Origin of the sequence: Roseibium album (genome assembly GCF_965233825.1) — a bacterium.
GTDB lineage: Bacteria > Pseudomonadota > Alphaproteobacteria > Rhizobiales > Stappiaceae > Roseibium > Roseibium album.
In genome coordinates, this window is sequence record NZ_OZ247583.1 from 2443632 (window position 1) to 2455918 (window position 12287).

Here is a 12287-nt window from a genome sequence, read left to right on the forward strand (position 1 = left end):
TACTTGCTCAGGTAGAGGGTTTGCTCTACCCCGTCAAGCATGCCTGACACAAAAACCAGAATTGCCGCAGGACTGGAACGGGCCTTTGCGGAAAACGGGTTCGCGGAACCGAACATCGACAGCCTTCGCGAGGCAGCGGGCGTCAGTCTCAGAACGCTGTACAAATACATGCCCTCGCGTGAGGAAATGGTCCTGAGCGCGCTGGAGCACCGTCATCAGCGCTATATGCAGTTTGTCTTCGCCAAGCTGCCATCGGACGAAAAACCGGTTCTGCATACGCTGTTTGAAAGAGTTTCAGAGTGGATGTCGACAGAGGCAGCGCATGGATGCCTGTTTCATGCCGCCGTCGCCGCGGCCCCGAGGGACGCGAGGCTTCGCAGCCTTCTGGCAAGGCACAAAACGGACGTTGCACATGAAGTTGCCGCGTTGTCGGGCCTGCCGGATCGACAGGGCGAGATTACGCTGATCGTTGAAGGTCTGATGCAGGACTGGCCGTTGCATCGCGGCAAGGCAACCGAATGCGCGATACATCTTGGCGATCTGTTGTTGAAAGAAAACTGAGCCACGTGGCCGGCAACCCTTGCAGGAAGACGATGATTTGGAAAACCTGACAAACCCGCCATGCAACTGACGACGGGTTTGCACACAATTGGTTCTTTTCTTCGAGTGCTCAGGGTTCGATGAAATTCCGAATGGCATCGGTGTACTCGTCGGCGGCCTGGAACGAAGCAAAATGACTGACATCCTCAAGGACCAGGAAATCTGCGCTCGGCATGATCTCGGCAATCATCTTCGAGTGGTCCATCAGGATGGCTTCGTCAAATTCGCTTTGCACCACAAGCGTCGGGACCGTTACGGACTTGAGAGCGTCGGGTCCACCCGGTTTTGAAGATCCCCACATTTTGGCAACAGCACCCAAAAAATTCTCGAACCCGTCCGGGGTCGGTGACATTTCGGCATAGTCACCCGCCATCATTCCAACATAGGTTCCGAAGACCTCGTTTGTCTCGACAGACGGATCGACACCATCAAGCGTGATGTTGCCGGCATGGGCGAAATGGCTCGCAAGGCGCTCAGGATTTGTCTGCGAAATCGAATATCCGATATTCGCCCCATCCGACCAGCCGACCAGATGTACGCGATCAACACCGATCTGGTCGAGCAGCGCCAGGTAGTCCGCAGCCAGGCGGGCGTAGGTATACTCGCTGCCGTCGTTTGTCGAGCGCCCGTGACCGCGGGTATCGGCAACAATCACCGTGTGGTCCTGCATGAGGTCGGCGACCTGGGCGGCCCATATATCGCCATGGGCGAGACCACCGTGGATCAGCAGGATCGGTGTGCCGTCGGCATCCCCGTAAATCGCATGATACATGTCGATGCCGTTGACATTCACCGTTCCGCTTGATGCGGCTTCCGGCATCGGCGGGGCCGGCGGGATCGACATCCAGCGATCTTCGGCCTGCGCCGGAATTGTCAGGAAAAGCACAAATGCAGCGATGAGATATTTGATCATGCTACCCTCCCGGTGTGACTGGTTTTCAGGTCTTTTGACTGGATCAAGCGTAATCCACGGAAGGCTCTGAGTGGTAGGTCTTCAGCGCAAGGGAGGTGTGACTGTTCGTCATGAAAAGCACAGTAATTTCAGAGCGTTGGTTTCCCAGATATGGCTTTGGCGCAGAATGCGGCTTCCTCGCCGACAACGTGTTTTGCGACTACGACCAGCAGGCGGAACAGCTCACGGGTCACGAACAGTCTTACCTCCAGCTGACGTCCGGCGCCTTCCGTGGCAGGTTCCTGTCCCTGTTTCTCGGACCTGACGCTGCTGTCCATATGGAATTTTGCAACCAGGGTCTGGAACAGGAGGTCATCGGCGCGAGCGACCACATTTCCTTCGGTGTCGTGCTGAATGCTCCAGCTCCCTTTGTCGTCATGGGGCAGCATATGAGCGACGCGGATGTATTTGTATTGCCCCCGTTGGGGCACCTGCATCTGGTCAGCCCAGTCAATGGGTCGGTGATGGCGGTTGCGATCCGGAAAACCACGCTTTTGAAGCAGAATGTCCTGTCTCCTGCGCTGGCTGACTGGCTGGAGCACTTGTCGGGCAAACCACGTCTTCTGAAAGCTCCGGGTTTGGCGGCACGGCTACGCGAAGACGCGATATCGGCGATGGAATGTGCCATCGAGCCCGAAACGCGAAATTCGGACAGAGTTGCCGGCCGTGCCCTGATTGCCAGTATCGCATCGAAACTCTCGCTGGATGTGTCCATGGCTCGATTGGCCAGTTCCGCTGAAGACCGGGTATTTGAACGTTTCCTGCAGTGCAGGACGTCGTTGAAATCGCGATCATCGCTGTCAATGAGTGCCAATGAGCTGGCACAATTCACCAATGTATCGAAACGATCGGTCCAGCAGGCGTTCTCCTCACATGTGGCGATGGGACCGCTTGCCTATCTTCGCCTCTTGAAGCTGCACGATGTCCGGCGCAAATTGACTGACAGGCGCTTTTGTCGTCACTCAATCGGAGACATTGCGGCACTCCATGGTTTTTGGGACGGGAGCCGGTTTGCGCGTCAGTACCGTTCTCATTTTGGTGAGCTGCCATCCGCAACACGCAGCGCGGCCATGGCAGAAGAACAGTCGCCAGTTCGCTAGGTTCGGGCTGCGCCCTGCAGCCATTCCCTGAACGTTGCAACCGGCCGGGTCAGGGTTCTCGCAGGAGATCTGACGAACCAGTAGCCTGTTTCCAGTTCCAGAACCGGCCAGTCGGGCGAAATCAAATGACCGGCGTCGAGTTCCTGGGAGATGAAGCGGCGGTCGATCGCGATGGTGCCCATGCCCGCGATCGCAGCCTGAATCGCGAGATCGCGGCTCTGAAGGACTGTGCCCGAGTGAACATCGGGATGTGAAATTCCAGCCTCTTCCAGCCATTCGGTCCAGTCGTTTCGCCGCGCGGAACTGTGCAGCAGCGGAAGGTCCAACAGTACCAGAGGGTCCGACGGATCCTTTCCGCTCAGGAGACTTGGAGCCATGGCAACGGCAAGATGTTCATTCCAGAGCAGGTGGCTTTCGACATTTGACCAGTTGCCCGTGCCGAGCCGGATCGCACAATCGTAGTTTTCCCGGTCGAGATCGACCATGCGTGTGGAGGCGGACAAGAGCAGTTCCACGTCGGGTTGTTCAGCCTGAAAATCGGGTAGGCGGGGAATCAGCCAGCGTGTCGCAAAGGTGGAGACTGTGCTGATCCGCAATTCTGTCCGTCCGCGCCGTTTGAAGCTGTCGACGGCTTCCTCTATCCGGTCGAAGGCATCCCCCAGACTGAGAGCCAGACGCTGACCCTCGTCGGTCAGTGTCAGACCGCGGCCGTCACGGTTGACCAGTGTTGCTCCCAGTTCGCTCTCGAGCTTGCGCATGAGGTGGGAAAGGGCCGACGGCGAGACCCCGAGTTTTTCGGCTGCAATCGATGCGCGGCCATGACGGGCCAGCAGGGAAAAGGCATGAAGGGCGCGCAGGGAAGCCATTTGAGGTCACGTTCCACGAGTTGAGTTTTACTCAATCTAGAGGAGTTTCTTGGAAATAAGAATACTCTCGGTGAAAACGGCATTTGGCCGCCACTTCCATCTCAATCCAATATCGGTAAATCCGGACGATAGATCCTGCCGGTAAATCCTGTGGGTGCGGCCAATGATTTGTGTTGCCACCCACAAGACTGGCGAATGGCCTTCCCCAGGGTTGAAACCTCGATAGCCGAGCGTCAGAAAAGGGTTGACGACCGCGATGCTTGACCTTTGGCAAGCTCACCAGATTTGGATCATCATCTTGAGAAATCATACGCGCAGTCCACCATTACGGCAGCGCGTTTCGTCTCAAAGAGCATTCCATGCCTGTGAATTTGACTGCATTTTCGTGGGCCCGGGCACTTTAGCTCAGTGCACCCAAGACAGCCCTCAGGAAGCCTGTCAGGTCTTCGGTGACAAAATCGACATGAGGGTAGGGATCGCCTTCGAGATCCCAGCTTTCCTGGAAGACGCCCCTTGAGCCCTTCGGAACAATAAGGGCCGTGCGCATGCCAAGTTGATGGGGAACGCTCAGGTTCTTGGAAAGATCTTCGAACATGGCCGCCCGGGCGGGGGAAATTCCGGTGAGGTCAATGAACTTGTCATAGGTCTCACGATTTGGCTTTGGCACGAGATCAGCGGAGACGATATCGAAAATGTCTTCGAAATTGTCGGATATGCCCAGGGCCGCAGCGGTCCGTTCCGCATGCGGCCGGTCGCCATTCGTGAAGATGAACTTCTTGCCGGGAAGCGCGTCGATTGCTGCGCTCAGGTCGGGGTTGGGTTCAAGGCCGGAATAATCGATGTCGTGAACGAACGCGAGATAGTCGTCAGGATCGATTTTCTGCGTTGTCATCAAGCCACGCAGGGTTGTTCCATGTTCGTGATAGAGCGCCTTCTGGTGCACCATTGCTTCGGACCGGTTCAGGTCCAGGACCTTTTGCACATATAGCGCGATCTGTTCGTCTATCTGGGAAAAGAGATCCGCCTCGTGAGGGTAGAGTGTGTTGTCCAGATCGAAAACCCAGGCTTCGACACCCTTGAAGACCCTGAGGTCCTGGCGATGTGCGTGTTGGCCCTCCAGGGGCAAAATGCGTTTACCGGTCACGGGCGGATCAACGTCCCTGCGCCGCCATCGGTGAACAGTTCAAGCAGGACGGCGTGGGGAACCTTGCCGTTCAGGATAACAACACCTTCCACGCCCTTGTCGAGTGCCCCGATGCAGGTTTCGACCTTGGGGATCATCCCGCCGGAAATGGTACCGTCTTTCATCAGTTCGCGTGCCTTGGCAACGCTGAGCTGCTTGATCAGATTGCCGTCCTTGTCGAGAACGCCGGGAACATCCGTGAGGAACAGCAGGCGCTTGGCATTGAGCGACCCGGCGATCGCACCTGCCGCGGTATCCGCGTTGATGTTGTAGGTCTCTCCGTCCTCGCCATGCGCAACCGGGGCAACGACCGGTATGATGGCTTCCTTGAGAACCAGCCGGAGCACTGTCGGGTCGACGCTGGCAGGCTCGCCGACGAAGCCGAGATCGACAACGCTTTCGATGTTGCTGTCCGGGTCGACGACGGTGCGGTTGAGTTTTCGGGCAGTGACCAGATTGCCGTCCTTGCCGCACAGGCCGACGGCCCGGCCGCCTTCGGCATTGATCATCTGGACGATTTCCTTGTTGATGGACCCGGCAAGAACCATCTCCACGACTTCGACCGTGGCCTTGTCGGTCACGCGGAGGCCGGCCTTGAATTCACTGACGATGTTGAGCCGTTGCAGCATCTTTCCGATCTGCGGCCCGCCGCCGTGCACCACGACCGGATTGACACCCGACTGACGCAGCAGCGTGATGTCGCGTGCGAAGGCCTGGCCAAGTGAAGGATCGCCCATCGCATGACCGCCGTACTTCACCACCACGGTCCTGTCGTCGTAGCGCTGCATGTAAGGCAGGGCTTGCGCGATAATATGGGCGCGGCTGGCCATGTCGGGATTGGTCATCAAAGCTTTTTACTCAACTGGAATTGATCTCTTGCAGAAGAACCCTGCTATAACCGGTTTGCTGTTTCTTCACAATTCTCGGAACTGTCGGCGGCCTTCAAAGATTACTGATTGGCCAGAAGACAGAGTTCGGCTCTCAATTCGTCGATACCCAGGTTCTTTTCGGAGGATGTTGCGACGATCAGCGGGTGTGCTGCGATACGTTTTGCAAGCAATGCCTGCGTATCGGAAATGAGCCGGGCAAGTTGGGTCGGCTTGATCTTGTCGGACTTGGTCAGCACCACCTGATAGACGACGGCAGCCTTGTCCAGAAGGTCCATTGCCTCAAGGTCGTTTTTCTTGATGCCGTGCCGGCTGTCGATCAAGAGGATGACCCGGCGCAGGTTCGGGCGGCCGCGCAGGTAGGAGAAGACGAGTTGCGTCCACGCTTCGACCAGCTCTTTCGGCGCCTGGGCATAGCCGTAGCCCGGCATGTCAACGATTGTCAGGGGCGTGTCCGGTGCGATGAAGAAGTTCAGCATCTGTGTCCGGCCCGGTGTCGATGACGTGCGGGCCAGACCCTTGCGCCCGGTCAGGGCGTTGATCAGGCTGGACTTGCCCACGTTGGAGCGCCCGGCAAAGGCGATCTCGGTGCCGGCCGCATCCGGAAGGTTGGACATATCGGTGACGCTGGTTAGAAAATCCCAGGCGCGGGCAAACATCAGCCGGCCCGCTTCCAAGTCTTCCTGGGTATAGGTTTGTTCGTCGTTCATGAAGCGCTTTTAGCTTGCCTTTTCGTTCACGTCGAGGTTGCTGTCGTGATTGGCGGCCGCTCTCTCAAGAACGCCGGCGTCGGCCCCCCAGATTGCGGAAAGATGGCGTGTGATCTTTTCGATCGGCCAGTCCCACCACGCAACGTCCAGGAGACGGTCGATTGTCTGCTCGTCGAAGCGCAGTCGCACAACCCGTCCCGGGTTGCCGACCACGACCGCGTAGGGTGGCACGTCCGAAGCGACAACGGCGTGGGCGCCTATGATGGCGCCGGAGCAGATGGTGACCCCGGGCATGACGGTCGAGTTGGTTCCGAACCACACATCATTGCCAACAATCGTGTCGCCGCGCAGATGGTCGAAGATCGTTGCCGGGTCAAATTGTTCCGCCCAGCCCTTGTCGAAGATATGAAAGGGATAGGTCGAAATCCCGGTCATTGCATGATTGGCGCCGCTCATGATGAAACTGGTGCCTGCCGCCAACGCGCAGAACTTGCCGATCTTCAAGCGGTCGCCAATGTTGTCAAAATGATAGCGCACGTTCCGGTTTTCAAAGTCCGAGGCGTTTTCGAAGTCATGGTAGTAGGTGTAGTCACCCACTTCGATCGTTGGCCTTGAGATGACGTTTTTCAGGAAAACCGTATGAGATTCGCCGTTGAATGGATGAAGTGTGTCGGGTGAGGGGCCGTGCATGGGACCTCCAATATGCAAGAATCAAGGGAAGAAATGTGAGCGCATGTTGCGCGATCGACCTGCCGGTCGGCGGCTTCGCCTTGCTGAACAGGTCTTGCTTTATCGGATCATTGGTCTGCACTCTCCATGAGTTGCTGCAATAAAAAGGCCCCGCCTGTGGGCGAGGCCTTGCTGTCTATCAGGTCTTTTCGGGCTTGTCAGCCCTTGTCGTCCGAGGCCGGTTTCTTTCGCTTGAACATGGACCCTATATTGTCCCAGAGTTCCACCTTGGCTCCCTGACGGCGCATGATCACGTATTGCTGCGTAATCGACAGCGTGTTGTTCCAGGCCCAGTAAATGACAAGTCCTGCCGGGAACGATGCCAGCATGAACGTGAAGACAACGGGCATCCAGGTGAAGATCATTTGCTGGGTGGGATCAGGCGGTGCCGGGTTCATTTTCATCTGAACGAACATGGAGATACCCATGACCAGCGGCCAGACGCCCAGCATCAGCAATTGCGGCGGATCCCAGGGGATCAGGCCGAAGAGATTGAAGAGCGAGGTCGGGTCGGGCGCGGACAGGTCCTGAATCCAGCCGAAGAAGGGCGCGTGACGCATTTCGATGGTGACGAACAGAACCTTGTAGAGCGCAAAGAAGACCGGGATCTGTATCAGGATCGGCAGGCAGCCGGCCAGCGGATTGATCTTTTCCTTCTTGTAGAGCTCCATCAGCGCCTGTTGCTGTTTCTGTCGGTCATCGGAGTATTTCTCGCGGATTTCCGTCATCTGCGGCTGCGCAAGTTTCATCTTGCTCATGGAGACGTAGGACTTGTTGGCCAGCGGGAAGAAGATCAGCTTGATGATGACGGTTACCACCAGAATGGCGACGCCGAAGTTGCCTATCAGATGGAAGAAGTAGTCGATCGCGAAGAACATCGGCTTCGTCAGGAAATAGAACCAGCCCCAATCGATCATCAGTTCGAACCGGTTGAGATTGAGCGATTCCTCGTAGGCATCGATCAGCTTCGTTTCCTTGGCACCGGCGAACAGATATGAGCTGGTCTCCGCCGTGCCACCTGCAGGGACGGCAACACCGGTGCCCAGATAGTCAGCCTGGAAATTTCCTGTCGTCCGGGAGAAACTGAAACTCGGCTGGAACTCCTGGCCGGGGACCGGCATGAGCGTCGCGGCCCAGTACTTGTCGGTTATGCCGAGCCAGCCGTTGTCTACGCTGGCCGGACGGATCGTGCCTTCGTCTTCCAGGTCGGAATAGTCGATTTCCTGAAGGCCTTCCTCGCCGAATACACCCAGGAGGCCTTCGTGAAGGATCCAGATGCCCGTGGTTTCAGGCACGCCTTTCCTGGCTATCAGGCCATAGGGATAAAGCGTAACATCTGCCGAAGACGTGTTTTCGACGGATTGGGCAACTGTGAACAGATAATTCTCGTCGACGGAAAAGGTTCGTTTGAAGGTGAGGCCCGCACCGTTGTTCCAAACAAGGGTCAACGGTGTGGTGGGTGTCAGGGTCGTCTCGCCGTCGACCGACCAGACCGTGTCGGGGCCGGGCAGGGGCACGTTGGCTCCCGGATCGGCAACCCAGCCGTAGTCGGTGTAATAGGGGTTCGGGCTGCCCTTGGGTGAAAACAGGGCGATCGTCGGACTGCTCTTGTCGACGGTCTCGTGGTAGTCCTTCAGGCGCAGGTCATCGAGACGCCCGCCCGAAAGGTTGATCGACCCTTCAAGCCGGGGAGAATTGATCACGACGCGCTTGTCGGCAGCGACAGCCTGTTCCCGGTTTGCAAACACGGCAGGTCGATCTGCCCCTTGCGCCGGCAAGGCCGCGTTGCTGCCGGGGGCCGCAGAAGGCTGCGGAGCATCCGGATTGGCGCCACCGTTGGCGGCCTGGCGTTCCGCTTCGGCTTGCTGCTGCGTCTGGAGAGCTGCCTGTTGACGCTCCAATTCGGGATTGGCAACGAAATATTGCCAACCCAGCAGAACAATCAGGGACAAAACGATTGCCAGGATCGTGTTTCGGTTTTCAGAAATCAACTGGTGTTACCCCTGTTTCCTGCGCAGTGTCGCTGGAGATGTCCGGTTACTCCGGTGCGGTTTTCCCCGTCCGCGCGGTGTCTCCGGGTCAAGCACTTGGTTAAGGCCAGACTTAAGGTCTGCAACGAGTTTTTGAAAGGGAAGAGTGAGCGCTGAATCGCGAGCGACAAGCACAAAATCCGCTTTTTGCGGAATATCGCCGGTTTTGAGCGCGGCAACGGCAGCCCGCAGCCGCCGTTTGATTCGGCTGCGCACGACGGAATTGCCTGTTTTCTTGGTAACGGTATAGCCCACACGCGGTGCATCATCCGTGTCGCGCGTCAGACCCTGAACGAGAAAAGCGCGCCGACCCAACCGGCCGCCTTTGGCGACCGCCAGGAATTCGGAGCGCTTTTTCAAAGTGTCCATGGCGCCAGATTGGTGTTGGCAGACGCCGCCAACCGACGCACTGCGCGCGGGTTGCCGATCAGGCGCTGAGGCTCTTACGGCCCTTTGCACGCCGGCGAGCAAGCACCTGACGACCGTTTTTGGTTGCCATACGTGCGCGGAATCCGTGGCGGCGCTTGCGGACAAGACGGCTCGGTTGATACGTACGCTTCATTGTTCTTCCCCGCGCGGTTTTGAGCGCGGCCCTTGTTCATTTAAATTCTTTGGAGAAAGCACTCGAAGCGCTGGAAGCGCGCGGCTCAAAACAGCCTTGGGTCCGAATGCATGTCCCGATCGAGCGCGCTTATAAGCGCCGCGCAGCTCCAAGTCAACGTTGCGCTGCAAGAATCTCGGAACGAAATGCAGTTCACGCACAGGTGAATTGGCAACACCTTGGCGTCACTTATCGGTGAAAGACGCTTCTTTTTACCAGCTATAAGGTACATCTGGCTTAAAGAACACCATGGCGGCAACAAGAACCGCCCTGGAAAGACAAGCTGATGGGAATGGACATGCTGGGGGATAAGGCAGACACCATGACTGGGCCGAAGGAAACAGAGCCGGTAGTCGAAACTCCGTTGAAGGCGTCTGTATACGGCAGGATCAAAAAGTGGCTTCCGCTGGCCGTATTGCTTCTGCTGATGATTGCTGCCTTTTCACAGGGGTTGCACCAGCAGCTCACGCTTTCCAACCTCATCATGCAGCGGCAGGATCTGGTCGGATTTGTTCAGCAGAATTTCGTCCTTGCCTCACTGGTGTATCTGGTCGCCTATGTTGTTTGTGTTGCTCTTTCCTTTCCCGGAGCGTCGCTGCTCACAATTGCAGGTGGCTTCCTGTTCGGGTGGATCGCCGGAGGCTTTGTCACCGTGATCGGCGCAACGCTCGGTGCCTGTGCTGTCTTCATCGTTGCCCGGTCCTCTTTCGGGGAAGTCCTGACCCGCCGGGCCGGTCCGTTTCTGTCGCGCCTTGCCGAAGGATTTCGCCGGGAAGGTTTCAGCTACCTTCTGTTTCTGCGCCTGACCCCCGTCTTTCCCTTCTGGCTCGTCAACATCGCACCTGCCATCTTCCAGATGCGCCTGCCGACATATGCTCTGGCAACATTCATCGGCATTATTCCCGGGACGTTTGCCTTTGCCTTCATCGGCTCGGGTCTCGACAGCGTTATCGAAGCCCAGGAGGCGGCCAGCCCCGGATGCGCAGCTGCAGGTACTTGCCAGGTCGATGTGTCCGCCCTCGTGACACCTCAGCTTCTGGCGGCATTTTTTGCTCTCGGAATCGCCAGTTTGATCCCGGTGGTTCTGAAAAAAGTCCGTGCGCGCTGACGTCATCCTCTAAACTCGATCCAACAATGTTCACCTAATTGAAATGGAGCCCTCCATGACGGAACTGCTGACCCCGGATATTTGTGTGATCGGTGCCGGTTCCGGGGGTCTTTCCGTGTCCGCCGCTGCCGCGGCATTCGGGGTTGACGTGGTTCTGGTGGAAAAGGGCCTGATGGGAGGCGATTGCCTCAATTATGGCTGTGTTCCATCCAAATCCCTGCTTGCAGCCGCGAAGGCTGCTTCAGGCGTCCGCCGAAACGCCATGTTCGGAATTCATTCCAGCGGTCAGGACATAGACTTCGCCAAGGCGAATGATCATGTGCGCAGCGTCATTGCGGCGATCGAACCGCATGACTCGCAGGAACGCTTCGAAGACCTCGGGGTGACGGTTCTGAGAGAGCCTGCCAGGTTTACCGGAGCCGGCACCGTTTTGGTCGGTGACACGGAAATCAGGGCGCGCAGGTTTGTCGTCGCGACCGGGTCGACGGCCTTCATCCCTCCTGTACCGGGTCTCGATGACGTTCCCTATCTCACCAACGAGACGCTGTTTGAACTGCGCGAGGTTCCCGAGCATCTGGCGATCATAGGCGCGGGGCCGATCGGGCTGGAAATGGCCCAGGCTCATCGCCGCCTGGGCGCCAGGGTGACGGTATTCGAAGCTGCAAGGGCACTTGGAAAGGATGATCAGGAACTTGGTGCTGTCGTTCTGGAAACGCTCAGGAACGAAGGGATCGAAATCCTCGAAGAGACCGCGGTAGAAAAAGTCGCGAAAACAGACGAGGGCACAGCGATCTCGGCAAGAACCTCGGACGGGGCGGTTGTTGATCTGGTTGCCAGCCATTTGCTTGTCGCGACCGGCAGGGCGCCCAATGTCGACGGCTTGGGACTTGACGCTGCCGGGATCGACTACGATCGCAAGGGGATCAGGGTCGACAAGGGACTGCGCACCACAAACCGCAAGGTCTATGCGATCGGCGATGTCGCCGGCGGGCTGCAATTCACGCATGTTGCCGGATACCAGGCCGGGCTGATCATCCGGTCCACCCTCTTCCGCATGCCGATCGCAATGGACGACACGATTGTTCCCTGGGTTACCTTTACATCTCCCGAGCTTGCGCATGTGGGGATGTCGGAGGCCGAGGCCCGGGCCGAATACGGGGCCAGGGTCAAGGTTCTGACGTCAACCTATCTCGGCAATGACAGGGCCCAGGCGGAAGGTCTTACCGAAGGGCGGCTGAAACTGATAGCCGGACCGCGCGGACGCTTGCTCGGTGCCGACATTGTCGGGGCCCAGGCGGGCGAGATCATCAATCTTCTTTCCCTGGCTCTTTCGAAAAAAATGACCATGAAGGACCTCGCGGGTTTCATCGCCCCTTATCCGACGCTCGGGGAACTGGTGCGACGTGCGGCAATTTCGTACTATGCGGAAGCGCCAAAGAATGTTTGGTTGCGACGGGTTATCGGTATGTTGCGCAAGTTTGGATAAGATATTGCAATTGGTGCTGCGCGGCACGGTTGGCA

Annotated in this window: 13 protein-coding genes; 4 read left to right on the top strand and 9 right to left on the bottom strand. The window is 57.7% G+C overall.

The genetic code is table 11. The annotated features are described in order from the left end of the window. Nucleotides 1–39 precede the first annotated feature (39 nt). The gene (locus ACO6TI_RS11370; protein ID WP_196879103.1) at nt 40–561 is read left to right on the top strand and encodes a TetR/AcrR family transcriptional regulator; all 522 of its coding nucleotides are present in this window, start codon (nt 40–42) and stop codon (nt 559–561) included. A gap of 109 nt (nt 562–670) precedes the next feature. Here ACO6TI_RS11370 and ACO6TI_RS11375 read toward each other — a convergent pair whose 3' ends face one another. After that, a complete protein-coding gene (locus ACO6TI_RS11375) occupies nt 671–1513 on the bottom strand; it encodes an alpha/beta fold hydrolase (protein WP_055120019.1) in 843 nt (280 codons plus the stop codon). Between the two features lie 110 nt (nt 1514–1623). Here ACO6TI_RS11375 and ACO6TI_RS11380 point away from each other — a divergent pair, with 110 nt between their 5' ends. Next, complete coding sequence (locus ACO6TI_RS11380; RefSeq protein WP_108873564.1) at nt 1624–2652, top strand: helix-turn-helix domain-containing protein; 1029 nt, start codon at nt 1624–1626, stop codon at nt 2650–2652. Here ACO6TI_RS11380 and ACO6TI_RS11385 read toward each other — a convergent pair. The 8 genes from ACO6TI_RS11385 to rpmH all read right to left on the bottom strand — a co-directional run bounded on the left by ACO6TI_RS11385 (nt 2649) and on the right by rpmH (nt 9619). Then, a complete protein-coding gene (locus ACO6TI_RS11385) occupies nt 2649–3518 on the bottom strand; it encodes a LysR substrate-binding domain-containing protein (protein ID WP_196898197.1) in 870 nt (289 codons plus the stop codon). The two genes, ACO6TI_RS11380 and ACO6TI_RS11385, sit on opposite strands and share 4 nt — an antisense overlap. Nucleotides 3519–3918: 400 nt before the next feature. Continuing rightward, nucleotides 3919–4662, bottom strand: a complete 744-nt coding sequence (locus tag ACO6TI_RS11390) for a pyrimidine 5'-nucleotidase (protein ID WP_055120012.1) — start codon at nt 4660–4662, stop codon at nt 3919–3921. After that, nucleotides 4659–5546 (bottom strand): acetylglutamate kinase, encoded by an 888-nt coding sequence (gene argB / locus ACO6TI_RS11395; protein ID WP_104704715.1) that lies wholly within the window; start codon nt 5544–5546, stop codon nt 4659–4661. The genes ACO6TI_RS11390 and argB overlap by 4 nt, the downstream gene beginning before the upstream one ends. A gap of 104 nt (nt 5547–5650) precedes the next feature. Next, the gene (gene yihA, locus ACO6TI_RS11400; protein ID WP_055120010.1) at nt 5651–6298 is read right to left on the bottom strand and encodes a ribosome biogenesis GTP-binding protein YihA/YsxC; all 648 of its coding nucleotides are present in this window, start codon (nt 6296–6298) and stop codon (nt 5651–5653) included. Nucleotides 6299–6307: 9 nt separating this feature from the next. After that, nucleotides 6308–6988 (bottom strand): CatB-related O-acetyltransferase, encoded by a 681-nt coding sequence (locus ACO6TI_RS11405; RefSeq protein WP_196891319.1) that lies wholly within the window; start codon nt 6986–6988, stop codon nt 6308–6310. 197 nt (nt 6989–7185) lie between these two features. After that, nucleotides 7186–9015, bottom strand: a complete 1830-nt coding sequence (yidC, locus tag ACO6TI_RS11410; RefSeq protein WP_055120388.1) for a membrane protein insertase YidC — start codon at nt 9013–9015, stop codon at nt 7186–7188. A 9-nt stretch (nt 9016–9024) separates the two neighbouring features. Beyond that, on the bottom strand, nt 9025–9426 hold the full coding sequence (rnpA, locus tag ACO6TI_RS11415) for a ribonuclease P protein component (protein WP_104704717.1): 402 nt from the start codon (nt 9424–9426) through the stop codon (nt 9025–9027). 58 nt (nt 9427–9484) lie between these two features. After that, nucleotides 9485–9619, bottom strand: coding sequence for a 50S ribosomal protein L34 (gene rpmH / locus ACO6TI_RS11420; RefSeq protein WP_006934271.1), 135 nt, complete (start codon nt 9617–9619; stop codon nt 9485–9487). 361 nt (nt 9620–9980) lie between these two features. Between rpmH and ACO6TI_RS11425 the strand changes: the two genes are divergently transcribed. Together ACO6TI_RS11425 and ACO6TI_RS11430 are read left to right on the top strand one after the other, a co-directional pair. Beyond that, nucleotides 9981–10766 carry a VTT domain-containing protein gene (locus tag ACO6TI_RS11425; protein ID WP_055120386.1) on the top strand — a complete coding sequence of 262 codons (786 nt, stop codon included), beginning with the start codon at nt 9981–9983 and terminating at the stop codon, nt 10764–10766. Between the two features lie 55 nt (nt 10767–10821). Continuing rightward, a complete protein-coding gene (locus tag ACO6TI_RS11430; protein WP_422384955.1) occupies nt 10822–12252 on the top strand; it encodes a dihydrolipoyl dehydrogenase family protein in 1431 nt (476 codons plus the stop codon). The last annotated feature ends 35 nt before the right edge of the window (nt 12253–12287 follow it).